This window comes from Proteus sp. fly-1067 (assembly GCF_040139345.1).
Taxonomy (GTDB): Bacteria; Pseudomonadota; Gammaproteobacteria; order Enterobacterales; family Enterobacteriaceae; genus Proteus; species Proteus vulgaris_B.
On sequence record NZ_JBEEUL010000009.1, the window covers coordinates 25,084 to 51,064 of the forward strand.

At 38.1% G+C, this 25,981-nt stretch carries 20 protein-coding genes and 1 tRNA gene; 8 read left to right on the forward strand and 13 right to left on the reverse strand.

Features of this window, described 5'->3' with window-relative positions; translation table 11 throughout:
• The first annotated feature begins 4 nt into the window (after window positions 1–4).
• The gene (locus ABN217_RS12795; RefSeq protein WP_072070083.1) at window positions 5–583 is read left to right on the forward strand and encodes a TerD family protein; all 579 of its coding nucleotides are present in this window, start codon (window positions 5–7) and stop codon (window positions 581–583) included.
• 78 nt (window positions 584–661) lie between these two features.
• Window positions 662–1,237, forward strand: a complete 576-nt coding sequence (locus tag ABN217_RS12800; RefSeq protein WP_072070082.1) for a TerD family protein — start codon at window positions 662–664, stop codon at window positions 1,235–1,237.
• Window positions 1,238–1,304: 67 nt separating this feature from the next.
• Here the strand turns inward: ABN217_RS12800 and ABN217_RS12805 are convergent, their stop codons facing one another.
• A complete protein-coding gene (locus ABN217_RS12805) occupies window positions 1,305–1,985 on the reverse strand; it encodes an HAD family hydrolase (RefSeq protein ID WP_115350180.1) in 681 nt (226 codons plus the stop codon).
• Between the two features lie 422 nt (window positions 1,986–2,407).
• Between ABN217_RS12805 and ABN217_RS12810 the strand changes: the two genes are divergently transcribed.
• Window positions 2,408–3,937 (forward strand): methyl-accepting chemotaxis protein, encoded by a 1,530-nt coding sequence (locus ABN217_RS12810; RefSeq protein WP_197269887.1) that lies wholly within the window; start codon window positions 2,408–2,410, stop codon window positions 3,935–3,937.
• A gap of 72 nt (window positions 3,938–4,009) precedes the next feature.
• Here the strand turns inward: ABN217_RS12810 and ABN217_RS12815 are convergent, their stop codons facing one another.
• The 5 genes from ABN217_RS12815 to ABN217_RS12835 form a co-directional block, all read right to left on the reverse strand.
• Window positions 4,010–5,173: a fimbrial protein gene (locus ABN217_RS12815; RefSeq protein ID WP_340893794.1), complete on the reverse strand. Its 1,164-nt coding sequence runs from the start codon at window positions 5,171–5,173 to the stop codon at window positions 4,010–4,012.
• Between the two features lie 3 nt (window positions 5,174–5,176).
• Complete coding sequence (locus tag ABN217_RS12820; protein ID WP_196554752.1) at window positions 5,177–7,798, reverse strand: fimbria/pilus outer membrane usher protein; 2,622 nt, start codon at window positions 7,796–7,798, stop codon at window positions 5,177–5,179.
• A gap of 37 nt (window positions 7,799–7,835) precedes the next feature.
• Complete coding sequence (locus ABN217_RS12825) at window positions 7,836–8,555, reverse strand: fimbrial biogenesis chaperone (protein ID WP_196554751.1); 720 nt, start codon at window positions 8,553–8,555, stop codon at window positions 7,836–7,838.
• Between the two features lie 63 nt (window positions 8,556–8,618).
• Window positions 8,619–9,182: a fimbrial protein gene (locus tag ABN217_RS12830; RefSeq protein ID WP_196554750.1), complete on the reverse strand. Its 564-nt coding sequence runs from the start codon at window positions 9,180–9,182 to the stop codon at window positions 8,619–8,621.
• Window positions 9,183–9,495: 313 nt separating this feature from the next.
• Window positions 9,496–9,795, reverse strand: a complete 300-nt coding sequence (locus ABN217_RS12835; protein WP_196554749.1) for a helix-turn-helix domain-containing protein — start codon at window positions 9,793–9,795, stop codon at window positions 9,496–9,498.
• Window positions 9,796–10,920: 1,125 nt separating this feature from the next.
• Here ABN217_RS12835 and ABN217_RS12840 point away from each other — a divergent pair.
• Entirely contained in the window at window positions 10,921–12,450 is a 1,530-nt protein-coding gene (locus ABN217_RS12840; protein ID WP_196554748.1) for a methyl-accepting chemotaxis protein, read from the forward strand.
• 450 nt (window positions 12,451–12,900) lie between these two features.
• Here ABN217_RS12840 and ABN217_RS12845 read toward each other — a convergent pair.
• The 4 genes from ABN217_RS12845 to rpsU form a co-directional block, all read right to left on the reverse strand.
• Window positions 12,901–12,977 (reverse strand) — tRNA-Ile (locus ABN217_RS12845).
• Between the two features lie 334 nt (window positions 12,978–13,311).
• Window positions 13,312–15,165, reverse strand: a complete 1,854-nt coding sequence (gene rpoD / locus ABN217_RS12850) for an RNA polymerase sigma factor RpoD (RefSeq protein ID WP_072070077.1) — start codon at window positions 15,163–15,165, stop codon at window positions 13,312–13,314.
• Window positions 15,166–15,351: 186 nt separating this feature from the next.
• Window positions 15,352–17,100, reverse strand: coding sequence for a DNA primase (gene dnaG / locus ABN217_RS12855; protein ID WP_196554760.1), 1,749 nt, complete (start codon window positions 17,098–17,100; stop codon window positions 15,352–15,354).
• 112 nt (window positions 17,101–17,212) lie between these two features.
• The gene (gene rpsU, locus ABN217_RS12860; protein ID WP_001144069.1) at window positions 17,213–17,428 is read right to left on the reverse strand and encodes a 30S ribosomal protein S21; all 216 of its coding nucleotides are present in this window, start codon (window positions 17,426–17,428) and stop codon (window positions 17,213–17,215) included.
• 340 nt (window positions 17,429–17,768) lie between these two features.
• On the opposite strand from rpsU, the gene tsaD reads away from it, so the two are divergent.
• Window positions 17,769–18,791: a tRNA (adenosine(37)-N6)-threonylcarbamoyltransferase complex transferase subunit TsaD gene (tsaD, locus tag ABN217_RS12865; RefSeq protein ID WP_196554747.1), complete on the forward strand. Its 1,023-nt coding sequence runs from the start codon at window positions 17,769–17,771 to the stop codon at window positions 18,789–18,791.
• Between the two features lie 115 nt (window positions 18,792–18,906).
• Here the strand turns inward: tsaD and plsY are convergent, their stop codons facing one another.
• Window positions 18,907–19,563 carry a glycerol-3-phosphate 1-O-acyltransferase PlsY gene (gene plsY / locus ABN217_RS12870; protein WP_072070074.1) on the reverse strand — a complete coding sequence of 219 codons (657 nt, stop codon included), beginning with the start codon at window positions 19,561–19,563 and terminating at the stop codon, window positions 18,907–18,909.
• Between the two features lie 104 nt (window positions 19,564–19,667).
• Between plsY and folB the strand changes: the two genes are divergently transcribed.
• Window positions 19,668–20,018 (forward strand): bifunctional dihydroneopterin aldolase/7,8-dihydroneopterin epimerase, encoded by a 351-nt coding sequence (gene folB / locus ABN217_RS12875; RefSeq protein ID WP_196554746.1) that lies wholly within the window; start codon window positions 19,668–19,670, stop codon window positions 20,016–20,018.
• Here folB and ABN217_RS12880 read toward each other — a convergent pair whose 3' ends face one another.
• Both ABN217_RS12880 and ABN217_RS12885 read right to left on the reverse strand, forming a co-directional pair.
• Window positions 20,019–21,257: a multifunctional CCA addition/repair protein gene (locus tag ABN217_RS12880; RefSeq protein WP_196554745.1), complete on the reverse strand. Its 1,239-nt coding sequence runs from the start codon at window positions 21,255–21,257 to the stop codon at window positions 20,019–20,021.
• A 27-nt stretch (window positions 21,258–21,284) separates the two neighbouring features.
• A complete protein-coding gene (locus ABN217_RS12885; RefSeq protein ID WP_196554744.1) occupies window positions 21,285–21,905 on the reverse strand; it encodes a TIGR04211 family SH3 domain-containing protein in 621 nt (206 codons plus the stop codon).
• Window positions 21,906–22,124: 219 nt separating this feature from the next.
• Between ABN217_RS12885 and ABN217_RS12890 the strand changes: the two genes are divergently transcribed.
• Both ABN217_RS12890 and glnE read left to right on the forward strand, forming a co-directional pair.
• Window positions 22,125–23,048 carry a CYTH domain-containing protein gene (locus ABN217_RS12890; protein WP_196554743.1) on the forward strand — a complete coding sequence of 308 codons (924 nt, stop codon included), beginning with the start codon at window positions 22,125–22,127 and terminating at the stop codon, window positions 23,046–23,048.
• A 26-nt stretch (window positions 23,049–23,074) separates the two neighbouring features.
• Window positions 23,075–25,915, forward strand: a complete 2,841-nt coding sequence (glnE, locus tag ABN217_RS12895; RefSeq protein WP_349459493.1) for a bifunctional [glutamate--ammonia ligase]-adenylyl-L-tyrosine phosphorylase/[glutamate--ammonia-ligase] adenylyltransferase — start codon at window positions 23,075–23,077, stop codon at window positions 25,913–25,915.
• Window positions 25,916–25,981 lie beyond the last annotated feature (66 nt).

Sequence of the window (25,981 nt, forward strand, 5' to 3'; positions counted from 1 at the left end):
AAAAATGAGCGTTTCTCTTTCTAAAGGTGGTAATGTCTCTCTGAGCAAAGCAGCCCCAACGATGAAAAACGTCCTTGTCGGACTTGGTTGGGATGCCCGTTCTACAGATGGTCAAGATTTTGACTTAGATGCATCTGTATTTTTGTTAGCAGCTAATGGAAAAGTACGTAGCGATGCCGATTTCATTTTTTATAACAACTTAAGATCCGCTGATGGCTCTGTTGTTCATACCGGTGATAATCGTACGGGTGAAGGCGATGGTGATGATGAAGCACTGAAAATCAAATTAGACATGATCCCAAATGACGTCGATAAGGTTATCTTTGTTGTCACTATCCATGATGCGCAAGCACGTCGTCAAAGCTTTGGTCAGGTATCGGGTGCATTTATTCGCCTAGTTAATGATGACAACCAAATTGAAGTTGCTCGTTATGATTTAACGGAAGATGCATCAACTGAAACGGCAATGTTATTTGGCGAGTTATATCGTCATAACGCAGAGTGGAAATTCCGTGCTGTTGGTCAAGGTTATGCAGGTGGCTTAGGTTCTGTTTGTGCTCAGTACGGTATAAATGCCTCTTGATAGATTGTTGTAAAATACTAACCACTGGCATTCATAAAAAGTGATTGCCAGTTTATTCAATAAAGTAGGAGCTTTGATATGGCAGTTTCCCTCGTTAAAGGTGGTAATGTTTCTCTAACTAAAGAAGCACCAACAATGTCGGTTGCTATGGTTGGTTTAGGATGGGATGCCCGCGTGACTGATGGCGCAGAATTTGATTTAGATGCGTCAGTATTCATGGTTGGTGAAGATGGAAAAGTACTTTCAGACGCAAGTTTTATCTTCTTTAATAACAAAGTGAGTCAGTGCGGAAGCGTTGAACACCAAGGAGATAACCGTACTGGGGAAGGCGACGGTGATGATGAACAAGTCAAAATCACCTTATCAAAAGTCCCTGCTGAAGTGAAAAAACTGGTATTTGCAGTCACTATTTATGATGCTGAAAATCGTAAACAAAACTTTGGTATGGTAAGCAACAGTTTTATGCGCGTTTTTAACAACGACAATGGGGCTGAAATTGCACGTTTTGATCTTTCTGAGGATGCCTCTACAGAAACTGCAATGATCTTTGGTGAATTATATCGCCATGGCGCAGAGTGGAAATTCAAAGCTGTTGGTCAAGGTTTTGCGGGTGGTTTAGGTGCGTTAGCATCACAACACGGTGTAAATATCTAAGGCTTTATTTAGCCCTCGCATTAGCGGGGGCTATTTGTCTCTGTGTTGATAGGGAAACCGTTAGCGACTAAGACTCTTTTTTTACGGTCACTTTAATGGGCGAGTTTTTAGATTTACGACGGCCAGTATGAAAGTGACGCCAATGAGGAGTTTGAGAGGCCAATAGCAATTCATGATCACCACGAGAATCACCCCATGCTCTCATATGATATTGCGTTAGATCCCCGTAGACATCTTCTAAACGTTTAATTTTCTCGCCACAGCGACAGTTATTGCCGATAATTTTACCTGTCAATTTACCATCAACTACTTCAAGTGTCGTACCTATCAGTTTAATTCCCAACCTATCAGCAAAAGGCTGTAGAACCATTGCTGGTGATGCAGAGCAAATAGTAACTTGGGCATTACTTTTCACTTCTTCTGCTACTGCTAATAAGCCAGTAGGGCGCATTAATTTAGCCCAGTAAAGCTGACAAAATGCTTCCGCTTTTTCTTTTAACCATTGTTCGTCAATGTTTGTTAAAAAAGTTTTGATAAGCACTTCTTTTAATTCATCACGGGTTAATTTGCGTCTAAAACAACGTAATGTTGGTAATACCATCTTAATTAAACGGCGTGAAAATTTACGTTTACCGAAAGCAAACTTTAAAAAAGGAATAAAACTATCGTGGTAAGTTAGCGTGCCATCAAAATCAAACACTGATAACGTTTTTACGGTGTTTTTTGAGTTTTCAAACTGGGGTTGCATAAAAAAGTAAGCTCCGTAAATCATCAGAGTTTTTAAGGTCATTGCACATATTATATCATTGTTCTCAAAATGAGATAGTGTGTCTATTACTTATTGAAAATAAAGTGATTTTTATACTTTCTAATGTAAATAAATAAAGATTACTTATATTATGAATATAAAATAATATTTATCCATCAAATAAAAATACTTATTTTTTTGATAAAAAAGAGACTTTTTATTATTAATAATATTAGTTGGATTATTTTATAAAATAATAATAAATTAAAAAATATTTAAAATATAGATGATGTTTATTGATAGACTAATATTTTTAAAATAAAAATCATTAACTTATAACCACCTATTTTTATTAAATAAAAGAACAGCTATGTCGATAAGGAAATAAATCGTATCGATATATGTGTATAGGTATTTTTATTATGAGCATTAAACGATCTGCTAAGATAGGTTCGTCTTTATTATTATTAGTTTTTATTTTATCTTCGGCATTATCTATATTTTTTATTGATAAAGTGAAAAATAATTTCACTCAAGTGGAAGTGTTGCTAACACGCTATACAGATGTGCTGATGGCACGTTATCAATTAGTGATCATGCGCTCAAATGTGAATTTTTTGATGCAGGATAAAGACAAACGAAGTGCTAATGATGCTGATATTATTGAGAAAAATAAACAACTTGCTATTAGTGCTAAAAACACAATGAAAGGATGGGTGGACGAAAAAAAAGTCTCAGCAGACGCACAAAAAAGTGTAGAAGATATAGCTGCGTTATTTTATAACTTAATTGATAGATTAGTGATTGCGTCAAATTCAGCTCACAACGCCAATGTTAAAGATGAACATTTTGATCATGATTTTGAAAAACTCAGTGGCTTATTTGATAACTATGTTGCGATTAAAGCGAAAAATAGTGCTTCGCTTCGAAATAATCAAAATACCATGGTTCAACTCTCTATTTTATCAACGTTAATTTCATTATTGCTTTTATCTATTATTTTGTATTTCACTATTCGCTGGGTTAATAAATCATTTCTTATTAACCTTAATACATTGTCTGATATTTTAAAAAAAATAGGCAAAGGCGAATTAGTTTTCTCACTGCCTAAAATAAGAAATGATGAATTTGGTACACTGTTTTCCTGTGTCGGTGATATGCAAAAATCGCTAACATCCACCATTCTTACCGTAAAAAAAGAGACATTAGAAATAAAACGAGGTGCTGCTGAAATTGCATCAGCTCATCAAGAACTGTCTTCTCGAACTGAAGAGCAATCAAGTGCTTTACAACAAACTGCAGCGAGTATGGAAGAAATAAAAACCGCTGTCGCAAATAATACTGAAAATACCATGGAAGCAAATAACATCATTAATCAATCTAATGATGTTGTGACAGATGGCGCCACGGTGATGCAGGAGGCAATTTTGTCAATGAAGAAAATTGAACAGGGTGCCGTTAAAGTGGGTGAAATTAACGAGGTAATTAATAATATTGCCAGTCAAACCAATATCTTGGCACTAAATGCGGCAGTTGAAGCTGCTCGTGCAGGAGAACAAGGACGCGGTTTTAAAGTGGTTGCCGTTGAGGTACGAAATCTTGCTGCAAAAAGTGCAGATGCAGCAAAAGAAATAAGCCAGATACTGAAAGAATCGATTGAAGATATGGCGAATGGTACGAAATGGGTGAATAAAACCGGTGAGCATATGCAAGAAATAGTCTCTTCTATTACAAAAGTTAACAAGATAATGCAGGGTATAAGTCTTGCTTCAGAAGAGCAACGCATTGGTATTGAACAAATTGCGGTGGCAATTAATCAGATGGATACCGTTGTACAGCAAAATGCTTCTTTAGTGGATCAAGGTGCATCTTCAACGATGGTGTTAGATGAAAAAGCGCAGATGTTAATGGATAATGTGGCCGTTTTTCAAATTGAAGAACAAGCATTATAACGATAAAAAACTCACTCTGAATTAACGTATCAGAGTGGGTTTTTATTCTATTCAGGCAAACAGAACAAGGGATTAATAATATTCAATCATAAAGGTTGCAGCACCGTTGGCAACACCCGAAGATAAGCGGTCATCCACACGAATATAACGTGCACGTAATGGAATACTTACAGTACCTGCTTTTTCTGTGATGGGTTGTGCGAAGGCAGTTGGCATATTAAATTTAACAAAATCTTCGCCTGTTGCTCCAAATGCAAGTTGTATCCCGACACCTTTAGCCGCCCCCGGTACATCGTTTACTTCAAAAGTGCCAGGGTACTCAATAATGGGGGGATTGACGGGCTTAATGGTCACTCTTAGTTCGTTTGGATCGCGATCTGGGAATGTTTGGCCCACTTCAGTGGTAAGTACCTCTCCTTTGCCACCAGAGTAATAACCTCTAAAGGCAGGGCAATTGTATAAATTAATATCAGAATTTATCCATTTGGTTGAACTGCCTTTTGCAGGTAAGGCCGATGTTTCATGTTTGCCTAATTCCACAGTGTAGTCTTGTGTTTTACAACTTGTAGCGGTGACACTAACAGAACCTGTAATATTCATATATGCGGATATAAAAGGAAATTCTTCTGCTAGAACCTTATCTTTTTCGGGATAATTAACATCAAGTTGCATTCTTGCAATATTGCTTAAATCAAATGTACCCGGCTGAATAGGGCCTAATTTAATTAAAGAATAATTGAGTACTGGGCGTGCCCAATAAGTAATAGATTCACGTTGGCCTTCAATAAGTTCACGTTGCCCTTCCCAAGAGAGTTGAGGAATATTAGGACGTAGCGATTTATTTCGATCGTTATTTGTATAAAATACAATACCAAGACCTGGGTTATTGGTTTTATAGACATTAGGAGGAATACCTGCGCCAACAGCGGGTGTTCCTGCTGTACTTAATAATTTTATCTCTTGGCGCTCTAAAAAGTAATAGTATCCTAATCCTGTTGAAGGCACATTAAACCTACAAGAATAGTTGTGTGTAATGTTATTAAAATTAATTCGACCATGATAAACAACCGAACCTACTGGCATATCAGCACCAACATGAATTGCGCTACCAATGGGTATAGTATGATCCAATGGGGCTGCAATAACTTGACACTTGACAGTCTGTTGTGCCATTACCTCCGCAACAGGAAAAAGTAGAAGCATTAAGGCTAATGAGTTTTTAATAATAGACTTCATACTTTATTCTCCACAGACACTGGTAAGTTGAACAAAACTACTTGGATTATCTTTATCTTGTGCTGGCGCATTATAATTAATGATACATTGCTGTATTTCACCCGGTCCCCATTTCACAATTAAGCGACCTGACGCGTTTTCAACTCGGGCGTAGAGAAGTCCTCCCTGACCTATACTACCCACTTCATTGTTCTGTTCATCGTAGGCGACGCTACCAAATGGAATGGCGCCGTTATTACGTTGGATTGTAATTAACAGAGGGATACCTGTATTGGTTTTAAATTCCACCTTCGTGATCGCACCTTCAAATGGTGCAATGCGGGCTTGTGTATTTTGTAATTCAACGTTAGTTGACATCCCTTTCGGGTTAATCGAAATATCATTCATTTGGTATGGTGTTAAATAAGGGACAGCAGCATGACCAAAGCCATCAATTTCAATACCTGGGTAGCCACTGACTCTTGCCCCTTTAGCACCATTTGCTTCAACAATGGCGAAAGTATCACCTTGATAAGGCGATGCAACGACACCACCAGACCAACCAATTAACGAACCACTCATACCGATTGAGGCATTTTGATAATGTTCACCTACGCCATAGTTTGCGGCTAAGTTAGTATAATTTGTTCTCGCATTACCATTAAGGGTCATACTTGAACCAACACCATGGTTGGTATTCATTGCTGTAACACCATAGCTGTAACGATTATCTTCACCCGCAGAGCCAGAAATACCAATACGCTCACCAACATTACCTCGTCCATCACGAGTTAACGCTGCGGTTAAGGTTGGCATATGGTCAACACTTAAATCGTAAAGTGGTAATGTAAAATTCATTTCAACGGATGTCTCTTTTTTGCCATCAGCATTACGTGCTTGACCTACGTTGATACCATAAGAGAGGCGCTTCCAACGGTTGTTATAACCCATTTGATATTGCAAATCGGTCGTATCGTTATTCCAATAGTTTTGCGTAAAACCACTGACGTAGAAATTACCCCAGCCTTCAGGTAACCCCTGATCTATAGTGACGTTAAAACGGCTTTTTGGGCGCCAGATATTATTGATACTTCTCCCATGACGCTCTTCATTGATAGCCTGAACCGCTGACATATAGTCATAGAAGTGTTCAGAGTTAAACTTATAGGCGGCAATAGTCAGGTTACTGTTGGTATCTTGAATATACTTGCTGTAACTGACTTGATAACTTTGGCCGCTATTGACAGCAGAATCAGTGCTATTTAAATGCAGACGAGCTTGGGTCACGTCTGCAGAAAAAGCGCCTAATGGTGTACTTAATGCCATACCCACTTGGATAGCATAATAGTCAGCCCCTGTACCTTGTACTCCTGCATATCCGGTGACAAGGTTGGTTAAGCCTCGGCGATAAGTGGCTTGGTATAATGTAGGATCATATTCTACTGAAGTTGAATTTAAATGCCCCGCAGCAACGGTATAGTTGTGTTGACCTGGGCGCAGTAATTGTACCACTGAAGCATAATAGACTCTGAAATGCTGTTCTGAGCCATCCGCTTCTTGTATGGTGACATCTAAGTTACCGCCATAGCCTGAAGGGTAGAGGTCATCAATCTCAAATGCACCCGGTGGTACAACGGTTTCGTGGATGATATGACCATCTTGGCGAATAATAACGCGGGCGTTTGTTTTTGCTACACCACGGATAGTCGGCGCAAAGCCACGTTGAGAATCAGGTAACATCTTATCATCACTAAAAAGCTGAATACCTCTTAATGGTTGAGAATCAAATAGTTGCCCTTTAGTGAGCATATCACCCACTTGTACTACGCCTTGAATAGTGGTGATAATACGTTGTAAATAGTTATAAGTAGAAGTGTAGTCGTGACCCGTTTGTTCATTCCATGAATAGTTACCAGTATGATGATAACTCCAAGCCCCTAAATTTAAGGTTCCGGTGATCCCTGCAAATGCGGATTTATACTCTTTCCCATTATTACGGGACATAAAATAGTTACCGTTATAGCCTAGTAGCAATGCATTGATACCACGATCCCAAAGTGATGGGCTAACATAACCACGGGGTTTATATCCCACTAATATTTGTGGAACATCAATATTTAAACGTTGTATAGAGTGATCGTACTTAACACTACTTGAAGGAATAAATTTTGCTAATTCAATACACTCATGAAGCTCTAGTGCACTTTTTAATAATGGTGGGGTTTTCTCATCCTTGAGACCGACTAAATCAATGATGTCTTTAGTTAAACACGCTTCGACTTCACGATTTGCCATTTCCCTAAATGTGATAGACTCTAATCCAACAAAGTGTTTATTAACATAGAGTTCGACATTCCATGTGCCGGGTAATATTGCATCAGCTTTGTCAAAACGGCTAATATCAATATCACCTTGAGCGGTGTTCATAAAAATCGGGTTAAATGACGTTGAATTATTACCATTAGATATAGGTGCTGATGGCAGGTCATTATCATTTGGGGATAAAGTTGCAGATAATGAGCTATTACCATTAGACAGCCATTTATTATTTTCAGTGACTGTTATATTTTCTGCATAGGTATAAGGAGCGACTAAAAAAGTCACACCAGCAGATATTATAATAGTTTTTAAAATATAACTGCTCATTTTAATATTCCCGTATTTTTAGAAAACACCTAGAAAACTACAGTGTGGTTTCAACCATTTTCATTGCGCCCCAATCGTTTACATACCTGTAAACAATTTTGCTTCCTGAAGACGCATTGACTCCATTTGGAATTGAAAAGTCATGACTGCCAAGTGGTGGTACTACTTCACCATCAATCGGATTTTTTTCATTATTGGATAGCGTGATAGAAACTAAAGAGACATAATAAGGAGAATTGTTTATCGCCTTTAACTTATTATTAATAACTGAGAATGACAGATTTTCTGCACCTTTTATTGCGTCTGCTTTATCTCTTAATGCATAAGGCCTATAAAATAGTTTTATTCTAGAGCGATAAGCGATTTGTAATTTATTATCTATTTTATCACTTGCATTAGGCGGTATTTCTAATACGTTTAGCCAATAAATAGATTCTCTATCTTTAGGTAATTGCATGCTGCCAGTATAATTAATTCTCAATGTTTGAGATTTAGTCGGTTCAACACGAAATACAGGAGGACTTAAAACAAAAGGAACCTGAATATTTTCAGGTGCGGCATCCACATCACCTGTATCAATCCAGTTTTGAATAAGAACAGGTAATTTCCCTTCATTCGATACTTTAATAGTGACTTCTTTTTCATTTTCAACATAAATAACGCGAGTGCCACTAATAACAACACCGGCATTAACCCATGCGGGAATAATTAATAATAAACTAATAAAAAAGCTTTTAATTAATTTAGGGGTTATCATATTTATCTTTATTCCATTAATAAAAAGCAAATAGGGAGGAGAATTCCTCCCTATTTATTTCGATTATTTATACTGCAGAGTATAAACAACGCTACTTGTTACTTTACCAGCCTCTGTTTGACCCATTGCGTAGTATTCTACAGCGTATGGTAGAGTTGCTTTTTCAGCAGTAATTGCATAGTAAGTAGTATCATTTACTTGAGAAGTATTACCTACTTTAATTGCATTGAAGTTAGCACCATCTAACAGTTGTAATTGAACTTGTTTAGCACCTGTTGCCGCGATATCCATATTATTCAGACGACCAGAAGCTTGGTCTACAGTCATACCAGTTTCGAAGAATGCAGAAACAGTGCTATGACCCGCAGTGCCTACTTTACAATCAGACAGGTTCATATTAAATGCAGTACGACCAGTTACGTCACCTGCAGCTTGTAAAACATTAGTACTTACTGTTGGTAAAGTAATCGTTGCATCTGCACCTTGGCCTTCGATGTCAACTTTACATGTTGTATCAGTTAATTCACCATTAAAAGTGATAGTACCAGTATTATCAGCAGCGATAGCATTGCCAGCCATTAGACCAAATGCCATAGCTAAAGATGCACCAATGATAGATTTTTTCATTCTAAAGTCCTTTGTTTTATATTAGATAACTACATTTAATAAATAACTAAATATTAAAGTTAATATTTAGAAATTCATTTTATGACTCGCTATTAGAGTAAAATAAATATAAGCATTCCATGGCTGATAAAAGCTTTAATTAAAAAGATTTTTATTTTCCTAATATTATCTATTATTGACTAGTAATAGTTTTGTCATGTGTTAACACCCCTACCTTCATAAAGCTAATAGCTCATGAAAATAAAACATCTTTAAATATTTTATTTTCATGATTAATTATTGGTAGGGATATTTACATAAGTTTTATTTTTTATTAGTTTAGTTGGTTAATAATGTTACCACTAAACTCATAATCTCTTTTTTTTAGTTGTGTGTTGGTTACCTTTTCATTGTAATTACTTATTACTTCACGATTCAAATCATCCCATGATTTATCAAAAATAATAAGCAACTTATTTATTAAACTAAGAGACATACTATTTTTTCCATTTTCATAGCGAGAAATTTGTTGTTGGCTAACAGAGATTATTTTTGCCAGTTCACGACCTGATAATTTTTTCTCTTTTCTAACCTTTTTAAAAAAAAGGCCTACTTTAGTGTCTAGATCGTTCATAAAGTTAATTCCAATAACAGAAGGTCTAATATATAGAAGTCATCACATATTAAAATTAGTCATTTCATTGCGAATAACTATATTACACATAAATTATTGCGTAAAAACGGTTTACCCTATGCGATATCATTATGTAATAGGTGATACCTATCATGAGAGTAATTATTGTAAGGTTATACTTAAGATTTAGTAAGTGATAGATATATCAATATGTTAATAAAATTAATTTAAGTGAAAACTAATTTTGATACTCACTTTATGAGTTAGCGTTAGGTGAAAAATCTTGTTTGATAAGTTATATATTAATTTATATTTCATTTTCAGTCTTTATAGGATGGATTGTACGAAAAGGCTAGGTAATGTAAGGAGATATTTTTTACTCGCAAAGCGGGTATTCATGAGAAAGGTAGAATGTAAGAATTCTCTGAATAAAATCAAAAATTGGGGTATATGATGAAAATAGATTATGTGTATTTATAAATAATTTATGAAAACCTTCTGTTGGGTAAATAAGAAGGAAATAAAAATTGATTTAAGTCAATAATTGCTGGGCTAAATATTCATATAAAGAAGAGTCGATTGTTTGATACTAAGAAAATACTTTTTTAAAAGTATTAATTGCAATGATGTTTGAGATGCTTTCTCTAAGGTTCGATTTATTCTTATATATGAAAACTAAAATAACTTGTACATTCTATTTTTCTTTTCTTTCTGAAAATAGCGATTATTTTTCATTAATAATATCCTAAGTATTTATACCTTGCCGCGATTTTTTAGAAGCTATTTATCTCTAATTTGTGGATTAGATTGTAAAAATACTTAAGATGTTTTAATCATTAGGTGATAATTATCATTTAATCGTGTGTGTGAAATATTTGCTGTATTTTATTTAAATGAAAATCTTGTCTAAAAAACAATCACCCAATAACACTGAAATATTATTTCATATTGGTATATCATCTAGATTAAGATGTAAAAAGAAGAAGAAAAAACTAATTGCTATCATTGATTGAGAACCTAATTAAGCATTTGTATTGATAATTCTGATTAATAAGTAAATAAAATCTATTTCGTGCCGATAAATGAGTACATTTGTATTATTTAATTACCGGGGTGGATTATTTCATGAGTATTGAAAGATCAGCTAAAGTAGGTTCTATCATACTATTAGCCATTTTCTTATTATCATCAGTATTGTCGTCATTTTTTATTTATCGTATGCAGGAAAATTTTGCTTCATTGGATTCATTAAATACTAGGTTAAATAGTGTTCAAGAAGCGAGATATGAACTAGCAACTATTCGTTCTCACGTTAACTATTTAATGTTATTGAAAACGATGACGGAAGAGAATAAGCAAGAAACTATAAAATCGATTGTGACTGAAGCGAAAGCGCTTGCAACAAAATCAAAAGCAACGATCACACATTGGGTTGAGGTTAAGAAAATTAGCCCTGATGCTCAACGAAATTCAGAACAGCTATCGGTCTTATTCTATTACTTGCTTGATGAATTAATGGCACCAATTGATACCTTAAATTATACAGAAACAAATCTTTCTGATGATTTCACTCGTCTTTCTGATCTTTTTGAGGAATATTTGATTATCACAAAAGGTGTCAATGACGATATCAAAGCAGAACAAGCTTGGATGGTACAGCTTTCTATTTATACAACGATCATTGCACTTATCGTTATCCTTGCTCTTCTTTATGTAGTTATTCGATGGATAAATAAAACGTTTATCTTTAATTTGAATACTCTATCAGCTATTTTGCAGAAAGTGGGAGAGGGGGATTTAAGTTTCAATCTACCTAAGAAACGAAATGATGAGTTTGGTACATTATTTTCTAATGTTGGAAATATGCAAACAGCACTTACATCGACTATTCAACTTGTTAAAGAAGAAGCGTTAGAGATCAAAAAGGGTTCGGCAGAGATTGCTTCTGGCAACCAAGATCTCTCTTCTCGTACTGAGGAGCAAGCAAGCGCTCTACAACAAACAGCTGCGAGTATGGAAGAGATAAAAATTGCTGTTGTTAATAATACGGATAATGCGATTTTAGCAAACTCTATAACAGCAGAAACTCGTGATTTAGCGATTGATGGTTCTAATATCATGAATGATGCAATTAGTTCGATGAAAAAGATCGAAGTAGGCACATTAAAAGTTGCTGAAATCAATGATGTAGTTAATAACATTGCAAGCCAAACGAATATTCTAGCATTAAACGCCGCGGTTGAAGCAGCACGTGCCGGTGAGCAAGGTCGCGGATTTACTGTTGTTGCAACTGAAGTGAGAAATTTAGCCGCAAGAAGTGCGGATGCTGCGCGTGAAATTAACCAAATCATCAGGGAGTCCGTTGCTGATGTGGCTCATGGCCGTGAATTAGTGAATAAAACGGGTGAGCATATGCAGGACATCGTTTCTTCTATTACTAAAGTCAGTGATATTATGCAGGGGATTAGTATTGCATCAGAAGAGCAAAAAGTGGGCATTGAACAGATAGCTGTAGCCATTAACCAAATGGATTCAGTTGTTCAGCAAAATGCGGCTTTAGTTGAACAGGGTGCGACTTCTACGATGATTTTAGATGAGAAAGCACAAAACTTAACAGATAAAGTGTCAGTCTTTAAAATTAAAGAACAATATTAATCTGTTAGATTAGTCAGTTGATATTATATTTAAAACGAGCTCACTTTAATGACAATATTAAGGTGAGCTTTTATTTCGATAAATGGAAATGAAATAGAATAATTTTATCTAGTTGTTAACTATATTAGTAATTATTTTAAAACTAACTACTGGTGTAATGTATAGATGATTTTAAATATATTTCTTTAGGAGCTCTGGTTTTGAGGATTAAGTAATGAGTTATTACAGTAGTCGGTGGTATAACTCATCACTTAAGTAAAGTGAGTGCATATAAAGCTATTATATTGACACGAGAATTACTGGCTTAAATAGAGTTTTATGTATAGTGAATTTGTTGGTTTGATATGAGATAAAAATATTTGATAGGGCAAAAAAGGGGCCATGATCTATAAAAACAAAAAAGCCACTTACTAAGAAGTGGCTTAATGTGCTGATTTAACAGCTAAAAATTGGTGGCCCCTACTGGACTTGAACCAGTGACCAAGCGATTATGAGTCGCCTGCTCTAACCAACTGAGCTAAGGGGCCTTAATGGAGTGAGATTATACGTGCCATTTGACACTAGGTCTAGCCTTTGAATGACTGTATGCGCAATTTATACTCAATCTAAACAATAAAAAGATAAAATAGAGAATAACTGTGATATCAATAACCTAGTGTAAGAATTGAGAGGTAAGCCTAGGTAGATGCGTAATATTATAAATAAATAGGCTATTTTTTATAAATGTACATTGTAGAAAATGGTTGTTGAGAAACTCTGAACAATAACCTTCAAACTAGAGATAGATCCGTGATTGGCCGATAAAAAAACGCCTGTGAATATCACAGGCGTTTGTTATAACGTAAATTGAGAGAAAGCTAATTACTCGTCAAGGAAGCTACGTAATACTTCAGAGCGACTTGGGTGGCGTAATTTACGCAGTGCCTTCGCTTCAATCTGACGAATACGTTCACGGGTAACATCAAACTGTTTACCCACTTCTTCCAAGGTATGGTCTGTATTCATATCGATACCAAAACGCATACGCAGGACTTTCGCTTCACGTAATGTTAAACCAGCTAACACTTCGTGCGTTGCTGAACGTAAGCTTTCTGATGTTGCAGAATCCAAAGGTAGCTCGAGAGTTGTATCCTCGATAAAATCACCTAAATGTGAATCTTCATCGTCACCGATTGGGGTTTCCATGGAGATTGGTTCTTTAGCGATTTTCAGTACCTTACGGATTTTATCTTCAGGCATCAGCATGCGTTCAGCAAGCTCTTCTGGTGAAGGCTCACGTCCCATCTCTTGCAACATTTGGCGAGAGATGCGGTTTAGCTTATTAATCGTTTCAATCATGTGAACAGGGATACGAATTGTACGTGCCTGATCAGCGATTGAACGAGTAATTGCTTGGCGGATCCACCATGTTGCGTAAGTTGAGAATTTATAACCACGACGGTATTCAAATTTATCAACCGCTTTCATCAGACCGATATTCCCTTCTTGGATCAAATCAAGGAACTGTAAGCCACGGTTGGTATATTTTTTAGCGATAGAGATAACTAAACGTAAGTTTGCTTCGACCATCTCTTTTTTCGCACGACGTGCTTTTGCTTCACCGATAGACATACGACGGTTAATGTCTTTAACCTGTTCGATTGTCAGACCAGTTTCAACTTCAATTTGTTGCAGTTTTTGCAAGCTGCGTTGTACTTCTTCTTCAATACCTGCCAGTTTTTCAGACCAAGGTTTATTCATTGCACGAGCAGCAGTGAACCATGTGTCATTGGTTTCGTTACCTGTAAACAGCGTAATGAAGTTTTTCTTAGGCATCTTAACTTGATCAACACAAAGACGCATGATGTGACGTTCTTGAGCACGAACTCTGTCCATCATGTCACGCATGTTGTTAACCAGATAATCAAACTGTTTCGGAACTAAACGGAACTGTTTGAAAATTTCAGATAACAATAAGATCTCAAGTTCTGTATCTTTGTGATTACGACCTTTGGCCTTGATAGTCTGGCGAGTTTTCTCGTATTGTTCACGAAGCTCAGTAAATTTTTGGCGAGCTAATTCAGGATCGATGCTGTTATCATCATCGCTATCGCTGTCATTATCGCCATCTTCATCTTCGTCTTCATCTTCGTCTTCAGCATCGTCAACTTCATCATCACTTTTGCCTAAATTGACCACTTCACTCTCTGCCACTTCTTCGGCATTTGGATCAATAAACGCAGTAATTAAGTCAGAAAGACGTGCTTCACCAGCTTCAACGCGATCGTATTGTTCAAGAAGATAAGTAATTGCTTCTGGATATTCAGCAACAGAGCATTGAACCTGGTTAATACCATCTTCAATACGTTTTGCGATATCAATTTCACCTTCCCGGGTAAGCAATTCAACCGTACCCATTTCACGCATATACATACGCACAGGATCGGTTGTACGGCCAATCTCAGATTCTACACTAGAAAGTACCTGAGCCGCGGCTTCTGCCGCATCATCATCAGTGTCATTTGAATTTTCTGCCAGCATCAGATCATCGGCGTCAGGTGCTTCTTCCATAACCTGAATGCCCATGTCGTTAATCATCTGGATGATGTCTTCGATTTGATCTGAATCGACGATATCTTCCGGCAGATGGTCATTGACCTCAGCATAGGTCAGGTAGCCTTGCTCCTTACCTTTAGTAACAAGTAGCTTCAGCTGTGACTGCGGGTTTTGCTCCATAAGACGGTATCCACACTTCAAAGTAATTTGGGTTGGTGTCGGTCGGCGATAACTGTTCAGCCAACAATAACTACGGAGGGGCATTTTCATTGTCGATTGCTACGGTCCCCTCAGCGTAGCAAATGTAGGTTTTTAGTACCTACCGATAGCGGCAATTAAGCCGTGTTTTTAATCTTAATTCTGTATTTACTTTTTAACGCGTGCCTGTATTATCAACTGGACTTCTTCGCGTTCATTTTGCGTTAGGCCTTCTGTTCTCTCTTTTGCAATAAGGGCGTTTAAACGTTCGTCCATTGCAGTTAAAAAAAGATGATCTAACGTATCTGTAAAGGTTTTCTCTGCAATCTCATCTATATCTATATCGTTCCACATTGCCAGTTTTTCAAGCTGTTTACCGAATTTATTCTCTCTGTAGAGTTCGATAATCTGTCCTGTATTAAGGCCAGGTTGTGCTTGGCAAACGGAAACTAATTCAATAAAAAGCGATAAACCTGCAATTTTTTCAGTATTTAATCCCTCGAGAGGGGGCACTAATTTAGAAAATTCTGGATTTTGTATCAATAGGGCAATTAATACACGCATTGGTGTGGTGCGTAATTTTATCGGTTGATACGAAGATCCGTGATTCACCGATGCTCTACCAAATAAGCGATCCATTTGCTCAATATCGGGATTTCCCGTTAAGCTACCAAGCTCTCTTAATAAATATAGACGCAAAGTCTCACTTGGGATCTTATCTATTAATGGTCGAGCTAAACTGTATAACTTACCATTGCCTTCTTGAGTACTCAGATCCACCTGAGGAACGAGCGAATCAAATAGAAATTCTGATAATGAATGTGATTGTTCCATACGTTTTTCAAAGGATTCTTTACCTTCACGACGCACCAATGAATCAGGGTCATCACCTTCAGGTAAAAACATAAAACGTAAAGAACGGCCATCATTTAAAAAAGGAAGTGCAGTTTCTAGTGCTCGCCAAGCGGCATCTCGTCCTGCTCTATCTCCATCATAGCAGCAAATAATGTTATCCGTTGTTCTAAAGAGCAACTGAATATGTTCTGCTGTTGTGGAGGTTCCTAATGAGGCAACGGCATAATCAATACCAAACTGCGCTAATGCCACAACATCCATATAACCTTCAACAACTAATAGCTTTGTAACGTTATTATTAGATTGTTGTGCTTCATAAAGACCGTAAAGTTGGCGTCCTTTATGGAAAATTTCTGTTTCTGGTGAGTTTAAGTATTTCGGTAAATCATCACCGAGAACTCGTCCACCGAAGGCAATAACACGACCACGCCTATCTCTAATCGGAAACATAACACGTTGGCGAAAACGGTCATAAGTTCGACCATTATCATTGGTTATTACCATGCCTGCTTCAAGAAGTAGGGCTTTATTATCGGCATTTTGACCAAACCGCTTTAGGACATTATCCCAACCAGTAGGAACAAACCCAATAGAAAAACGACTAATAATATCTTCACTAAGACCACGATGCGAAAGGTAATTTCTAGCTTCCTGAGCATCAGGCTTATTGAGAGCACTACTATAATATTGGTTCAACTTCTCCATCACTTGATAGAGATTTTGTCTTATATGTCGTTCAATTGGGCTACTACCCGTTCCTGATTCATAAGGAACTTCTAGCCCATGCATTGCTGCTAACTCTTCAATGGTTTCGACAAAATCGAGTCTGTCGTAATTCATTAAAAAATCAATAGCATTGCCATGCGCGCCGCAACCAAAACAGTGATAAAACTGTTTGTCGCTATTTACTGTGAAAGAGGGCGTTTTTTCATTATGAAACGGACAACACGCTGAATGATTTTTGCCTTGTTTTTTTAACGGCACGCGAGCGTCGATAAGATCGATGATATCGGTTCGAGCTAGCAAATCATTAATAAATGAACGTGGAATTCGTCCAGCCATAAGCCCTTTTACGCCTGTTGTTGAACGAGAATAAGCCGCGCTCTCATAAGAAAGCACGGCCTTTAACTGCGACTACAGTGTCTGCATATGTTGCGGGGTAAGCCGCAAAATATTAGTACAGACGAGTACGACGTGCGTTTTCGCGAGCTAATTTTTTAGCGTGACGTTTTACTGCTGATGCTTTAGCGCGTTTACGCTCAGTCGTTGGTTTTTCATAAAACTCACGACGACGTACTTCTGCTAATACGCCTGCTTTTTCACAAGAGCGTTTGAAACGACGAAGAGCAACGTCAAATGGCTCGTTTTCACGTACTTTGATTACCGGCATGTGCCTCTCACCTCAATAGAAATCGGTTTGCGCTGGCGTTATTTAAGCCAGCCGACATTTAAAATGGTGCGGAATTTTACTTCAAAGCAGGGCACTTTGTAAAGAGATGCACAAAATTGAAACGCAAACTCCCGCTTTTGTGTCTTTTTAATAAGCACAAAAAGCAAAAGTCGCTAACCACACATTTAAATCACTTAAAATAGGTGAATAATTATAGACCAGAAAAAGGAATTTGTCACATGCTGGTATGTAAAAGATGTTGCGAAGGCGTATAAAATCACCGAAATAATGATACAATCGGTTCATTACGCGAGTTAGCGAAGAAGAATTTGGAAGCGTTATGCGAGTTTTAGGTATTGAAACATCTTGCGATGAAACCGGTATCGCAATTTATGATGATAAAGCCGGGCTATTAGCAAATCAACTTTATAGTCAAATTAAGCTGCACGCTGATTATGGTGGAGTCGTGCCTGAGCTTGCTTCACGGGATCATATCCGTAAAACAGTGCCTCTTATCCAAGCCGCACTAAAAGAAGCAAATTTAACGGCAAAAGATATTGATGCTGTTGCTTATACCGCAGGTCCTGGCCTTGTTGGTGCGTTATTGGTGGGAGCGACTATCGGACGTTCACTCGCTTTTGCGTGGGATGTTCCCGCTATTCCAGTGCACCATATGGAAGGTCATTTATTAGCGCCGATGCTTGAAGAAAAAACACCTGAATTTCCGTTTGTTGCCTTGTTGGTTTCTGGTGGTCATACACAATTAATTAGTGTGACAGGAATTGGTGAATACACCTTATTAGGTGAATCTATTGATGATGCAGCGGGTGAAGCTTTTGATAAAACAGCTAAGTTACTGGGATTAGATTATCCAGGGGGGCCTGTATTATCAAAAATGGCGCAACAAGGTACAGAAGGGCGATTTATTTTCCCTCGCCCAATGACAGACCGGCCTGGGCTTGATTTTAGTTTCTCGGGCTTGAAAACCTTTGCTGCTAATACCATTCGTCAAAATGATGATTCAGACCAAACTCGTGCGGATATTGCTCGTGCGTTTGAGGATGCTGTTGTTGATACTTTGGCGATAAAATGTCGTAGAGCTTTAGAACAAACAGGCTTTAAACGTTTAGTGATGGCGGGTGGTGTAAGTGCTAATCGTACATTACGAGCTAAAATGGAAGCGGTTATGAAACAATTAGGTGGTGAGGTTTTCTATGCTCGCCCCGAATTGTGTACCGATAATGGTGCAATGATCGCATTAGCGGGCATGATCCGTTTTAAAGGTGGTACAGAAGGCCCATTAAGTGTAACCGTAAGACCTCGCTGGCCTTTAGCTGAGTTGCCTGCACTGGAAAATAAATAGTGTATCAGTATCAGTATCAGTATCAGTATCAGTAAAAGAAAAGCCACTGTTGTGAACTGACCCCAGTTTATTGAAGTGGCTTTTTTGTGTCATTTACTTTTAAGACTGAGTGAAATTAATCTTCTTTTTCTTGCTCTTTAGCTTCTTGAATGATCTCTTTTTCTGTTTTCTCAGTTTTTTTCTTCAGCTTATGCCAAATCCGACTTTCTTGACCACGCCATAAACGTTGAATATTGTCGTGATGACGGTAAAGTACCAGACATGATAGTAAAGCAACGGGATAAGTGAATTCTGGCTTAAACCACCAAACATAAAAAGGGGCGAGCAATGCGCTGATAATGGCGCCAAGCGATGAATAGCCACTGAGTAATACGGTGAGTAACCAAGTTCCAGCAATAAGACCACTTAAATCCCAACCAATAGCGGCGATAGCACCAAAGGCAGTTGCAACACCTTTACCACCCTTAAAGTGGAAGAAGACTGGGTAGATATGCCCAAGGCAAGCCGCTATGGCAACAATGCCGAGGTAAAAAGGAGGCACATTTAAGTAATAGGCGAGCCAAACAGGGATCATCCCTTTTAGTACGTCACAGATAAGAACTGCCGCGGCGGCTGCTTTCCCACCAATACGTAGGACGTTGGTCGCTCCGGGATTGCCAGAGCCAGATTTTCTTGGATCGGGTAATCTTGCCAATCGGCAAATCAATATCGCGCTGGAGATTGAGCCGCACAAGTAGGCGAAGATGATCATTCCAAGTGCGTTAGCACTCATTTGTATTCTCCAATGTTTATGTAAGTTCGTTAGACATGTATGGATAATACGCATATTTCATCGGAAGTGGTATCCGATGAGCAGAAAAAATAAGAGATGACGTGATGGATATCGTATTTATTGAGCAATTATCAGTAATAACCACAATCGGTGTTTATGATTGGGAAAAAAACATAAAACAAAAATTAGTGTTCGATATCGAAATGGAATGGGATAACAAACGCGCATCCCAAACCGATGATGTTGCTCATTGTTTAGATTATGCCAGTGTTAGTCAGGCGATAATTGAGTACGTTGAGACTCGACGTTTTGAGTTAGTTGAACGAGTAGCGGAAGAGGTGGCACAGCTACTGATTACTCAGTTTGCTGTACCTAGAGTCAAAATTAAATTAGCCAAGCCAGGTGCAGTAGCACAAGCAAAAAGTGTGGGTGTGATTATTGAGCGTAAAGCTTAATTATTCGTTCTCTAGAGTAAGTCGCGATTTCCATTTTATAATCGCGACTTCTCGTTGTTTTGTTAACGCCTCTCGTATTGCACTGCCTTTTAATCCACTTTCAATTATTGGCTTTATATCTACATTATTTGCTATCGCAAAAGCTTGGCAAAGAAAAGAACGTTGTGGATAAGCTAAGTTTTCTAACCCTAGACGTCCTCTAGCATCCGCTTCACTGACTATCGCTAATTGTTCGACACGTTCAGGTTTTCGCCATGCATCAATGGCATCAAATAAGCGGATAATTTTAGAAGGGCGCATTCTATCGATACGATGGATATGATCGTGATATCTTGCTGTTAAACGAGCCAAATCACGAATGTGATTTGGAATACGATATCGTTGACATAATGCCTCAACTAAAGGTATGCCAGCAGGGCCATGCCCGTGATGATGAGGCCATTTTTCAGGTGGAGTTGTTCCTTTTCCTAGATCATGGCATAAGGCACTAAAACGCACTGCAATATCATCTGTTAATTGACTGGCGATATTAAGCACCATCATGGTGTGAACGCCTGTATCAATTTCGGGATGCCATTTTTCAGGGGCAGGTATGCCAAATAAGGCATCAATTTCGGGGAAAAGAACCTTTAAAGCACCGCACTGGCGTAAAACTTCAAAGTAAACTTGAGGAGCGTGGCTCTCAAGTGCTTTTTCAGTCTCTTTCCAAACGCGTTCTGCCGTTAGTGCGTTTAGTTCTCCACTTTGCGCCATTACTTTCATTAACTGTAACGTTTCTGGTGCTACGCTAAAACCTAAAGGCGCAAATCGAGCGGCAAATCGTGCAACACGTAGAACTCTTAAGGGATCTTCTGAAAATGCGTCAGAGACATGGCGAAGTAATCTTGCATTGATGTCATCTATGCCGTGGTAAGGATCGATATATTCGCTATCGGCAGAATAAGCAATAGCGTTTATGGTGAGATCACGACGGGCTAAATCATCTTCTAAGGTAACATCTGGTGCGGCGTAGCAGGTAAATCCCGTGTAGCCAGAACCTGATTTTCTTTCCGTACGTGCAAGGGCATATTCTTCATGTGTTTCAGGATGAAGAAAAACGGGAAAATCTTTGCCAACTTGTTGATAGCCTTGTTGTAACAGTTCTTCGGGTGTTGCGCCAACAACAACCCAATCTCTATCTTTTACAGGTATCTGTAATAATTGGTCACGCACAGCGCCACCAACAAGGTATATTTCCACGGGATCATGATTCCTTTTGGCTGAATATTAGTTCATCCAACGATCGTTGCGTTTACGACGACGAGGAATGATATGCGGAAGGATCAGACCAAAAATAAGACCCGCACCAGCAACACCACCACCATACATAAACCACTGCAAGATGATGTCACGTTGTCGGTCATCTAACTGTTGATTAGCAAAATCGAGTTTTTTCTCAGCAACAGCAAGTTTTGTTCTCATCTGCTCATTTTCTTTTTTCAAACCATTGATTATGTCATCGCTGTTTGAGACTTTGTTTTGCATATCTATAGTACGTTGATTCCAGCTTTGGTCGATATTCGCTAGTTTATCACGTAGTGTTTGGATCTCTTTTTCCATAGCAGGGATACGAGTGCGCATGCTTGGTTGGGCGCTTAGTTGGTTTTCTGGCAACCAGACAGTACGATCTTTATCGTCTTTAATCTGTACATAACCCGTTGCTGCATTACGAGAAAGTACAGTCACTGTTGAACCTGAATTTAAAGAGCCAACAATTCGGTACTGATTTCCTGGTCCACTATGCACATAAGTGGATAATTCATCGGAAACATAGCGAGTTTCTGCGTGTGAGCTTAGAGAAACACTTAAGCCAAGTAAGGAAATAAAAAGTAAGGGTAATTTTCGCATTATGTTTTCAACTTTTTTATCTATACAAGAGAATATTTTTACTGATACTAAAGAGTAAAGTTTGCGTAAGCAAATAGTAAACCAGAATGAGAACAGTCTTAACTGGTAGAATATAGGGATAATCTGCCTTTTATTCATTATTGTTATTAGGCTATCACTTGCTAAATAAAAATGCGTCAAATATTTTACTAATCAATTGATTTACTTAAGGGAAATAGAATGAGCCAATTAGAAACCGAACTCAAAATGAGTGCCATACCTGCCGCTATTCCTCATATTATTCAGCGCATTCTGACTCTACCACATCAGCATTCCATCCCTAAAAAGCTGACTAATCTTTACTTTGAGACTGCTGATAATCAGATCCGTCGTTGGGATATGGGATTACGTATTCGTGGTGTTGATGATCATTATGAAATGACGATTAAAACGGCAGGAAAAGTTGTTGCTGGCTTACATCAACGCCCAGAATATAACGTTGAACTAACACAACCTAAATTAGATTTAGCTCGCTTTCCTGCGGAAATCTGGCCAGAAAAAACAGATCTAGCTTTATTAGAATCTCAGCTTAATGTGTTGTTTCATACGGATTTTTATCGTGAAATCTGGCTTGTTGAGTATCAAGATAGTCAAATAGAAGTGGTATTAGATCAAGGCGTAATTCGTACTGAGCAATATGAATTACCGATCGAAGAGTTTGAGCTAGAACTTAAAAAAGGTAATGTGTCCGACGTTATTGCATTAGCAACGTATTTAGGTAAAAAAGGCGGATTACGTCTTGCCTCACGCAGTAAAGCTGCGCGTGGTTATTATTTGGCAAAAGATAAGCCTGCGTTATCGTTGAGTGTCGTGAATCTTTCTCCTAGTGATACAACGGCACAACAACTTACGAAATGGTTAAGTGCAATACAGGCATTAGAAGAAGCTATTTTTGCTAATCCCACATCGCCGACAATTACCATGCCTGCAATGTTGGCGTTATTTTCTGATTGGTGTAAAAAACAGTCTAATTTGCCAGAGCCGATGCAATATTCACTGAATGCAATTTCACCGTTAACATTTACAACCGCAACCGATTATTATCATGTTTTATGGTTAAACTTTAAGTTATCTTCTATGTCGTGGTTACTGTCTATTGCTTAATTTCCTGACAACGTGAGAGTCTATTTATGTCTGTTATCAATGTACTTCAATCATTGTGGGATAAAGCACAGTGTGGTTTTTCTTCTCAACTTAATGCGCTGGCACCTTTTAGTGAGCAAGAACAACAATTTCTTGCATTTAGTCCCTTTGCAACCGAGCATTTTCGGGTTAATCCTCAATGGTTGACTGATATCAGGCAAAATCCACCCACGGGTATCGAATGGCAGAGTTATGAAACTCAATTAGCAGCAATGTTAGTCAATGTTGATAATGAAGATGATGTTATGCGGATCTTGCGTCAATTTCGCCATCAACAATTAGTGCGCATTGCATGGTTACAATTTTTCCAATTAGGCGATATTCCTTGTGCACTAAAACATTTAAGTGTACTTGCTGAAACTCTAATTTGTGTCGCAAGAGACTCGCTTTATCAGCAATGTTGCCGACAATGGGGAACACCTTGTGATAGTGAAGGTAAACCACAACCATTTCTGATATTAGGTATGGGAAAATTAGGTGGATTTGAACTTAATTTTTCTTCTGATATCGACTTGATTTTTGCTTATCCTGAAAATGGATTTACCCAAGGTGGACGCCGAGAGCTTGATAATGCTCAATTCTTTACACGATTAGGCCAAAAACTGATTAAAGTACTTGATCAACATACTATTGATGGCTTCGTTTATCGTGTTGATATGCGATTGCGCCCATTTGGAGAAAGTGGGCCTTTGGTGATGAGCTTTGCTGCACTTGAAGATTATTATCAAGAGCAAGGGCGTGATTGGGAACGTTATGCCATGATCAAGGCTCGTGTTTTAGGTGCTGAAAAGAAAGAATACTGCCAAGTATTACGCCAAATGTTGCGTCCTTTTGTGTATCGCCGTTATATCGATTTTAGTGTTATTCAATCACTTCGTAATATGAAGTCGATGATAAGTCGTGAGGTTCGCCGTCGTGGCATGATTGATAACATAAAACTCGGTGCTGGTGGCATTCGTGAAATCGAATTTATTACACAAGTTTTTCAGTTAATTCGCGGTGGCAGAGAGCCTGAACTACAGAGTAACTCACTATTAACAGTATTAAAGGCGATCACAACGCTTGAATTATTAACAGAAAAAGAAACAGCGCAATTATCTGAAAGCTATCTCTTTCTTCGTCGGTTAGAAAACTTATTACAATCCATTGGTGATCAGCAGACGCAAACTTTACCAGATAATGAAGAGGATAAAGCACGACTCACTTTTGCAATGGGATATGATAATTGGGAAACGCTTTATCAAGAAATTAGCCACAAAATGCAGGCTGTTTCTATTATTTTCACGCAATTAATTGGTGAAGAAGATGAAAATGATGAAGAAGAGGATACCTCAGAGTTTAAACGTCTCTGGTTACTTGGGCGTTTGCCTGAAACTTCGTCATTACTTCATCAATCACTCACGGTTGAGTCATTGAATGCGATTAATCAGACATTACAAATATTTCGCCAAGATATCGGTAAGCGAACGATAGGACCAAGAGGGCGAGATGTTCTTGATACATTAATGCCAAAATTACTGGCTAAGATTTGCCAGCAACCTCAAACGTTAGTTACGTTACAACGAGTCACACCATTATTATTAAGCATTGTGAGTCGTACAACCTATTTAGAGTTGATGCAAGAGTCTGATGAAGTCCTCACTCATGTTATACGATTATGTGTAGCATCTCCGATGATAGCAGAACAGTTGGCACTTCACCCTTTACTGTTAGATGAATTACTTGATCCTAATTCACTCTATCAGCCACTACCTTTAGATGCGTATCGTGATGAATTACGTCAATATTTATTACGTGTACCAGAAGAAGATGAAGAGCAACGACTAGAAGCATTGCGCCAATTTAAACAAGCTCAACTGTTGCGTATTGCTGCGGAAGATATCACGGGGGTATTACCCGTGATGAAAGTTAGTGATCACTTAACGTATCTAGCGGAAGCCATCATTCATGCTGTTGTTCATCAAGCTTGGTCATATATGGTGAAGCGTTATGGTGAGCCTGAACATTTAGCCAATCGTGATGGCCTAGGTTTTTCGGTGATTGGATACGGTAAATTGGGGGGATGGGAATTAGGCTATAGCTCAGATTTAGACTTAGTGTTTTTATTAGACTGTCCAATGAATATCGTGACAACGGGAGCAAAACAGATTGATGCTCGTCAGTTTTATCTGCGCCTAGCTCAACGCATTATCCATTTATTTAGTACACGAACCTCTTCGGGCGTATTGTATGAAGTTGATGCACGTTTACGCCCTTCCGGTGAGTCAGGAATGTTAGTAAGTACGATCCAAGCTTTCGATGAATATCAGAAAAATGAAGCATGGACATGGGAACATCAAGCCTTAATTCGAGCTAGAATGATTTATGGTGATGAGCAACTACAACAGATGTTTTCTCGTATTCGCCACGAAACATTGTGCCTTTCTCGTGATGCCAACGTATTGCAACATGAAGTACGCGAAATGCGCCAAAAAATGGTGCAACATCTTGCACCAACACAAGCAGACAAGTTTGATTTAAAAAACTCATCGGGGGGGATTACCGATATTGAATTTATCGCTCAATATTTGGTATTGCGTTTTTCTCATCAATATCCTGCATTGACACGTTGGTCTGATAATGTGCGTATTTTTGAGTTAATGGCAAAATATCAAGTGATGGGTGAAGAAGAAGCTCAGGCTTTGACACATGCTTATGTCACATTACGTAATGAGTTACACCATCTTGCACTACAAGCGTTACCTGCGATTGTGGATAACAATTGTTTTATTGTAGAGCGAGAACACGTATTAAAAAGCAAGCAAAAGTGGCTTGGCGAGCAAGAATAAGTGTTTGTTAGCAGGAACGCTTATGAGTGTCTCTTTTTGCTTAACAAGTTATGGTATTATTTCGGC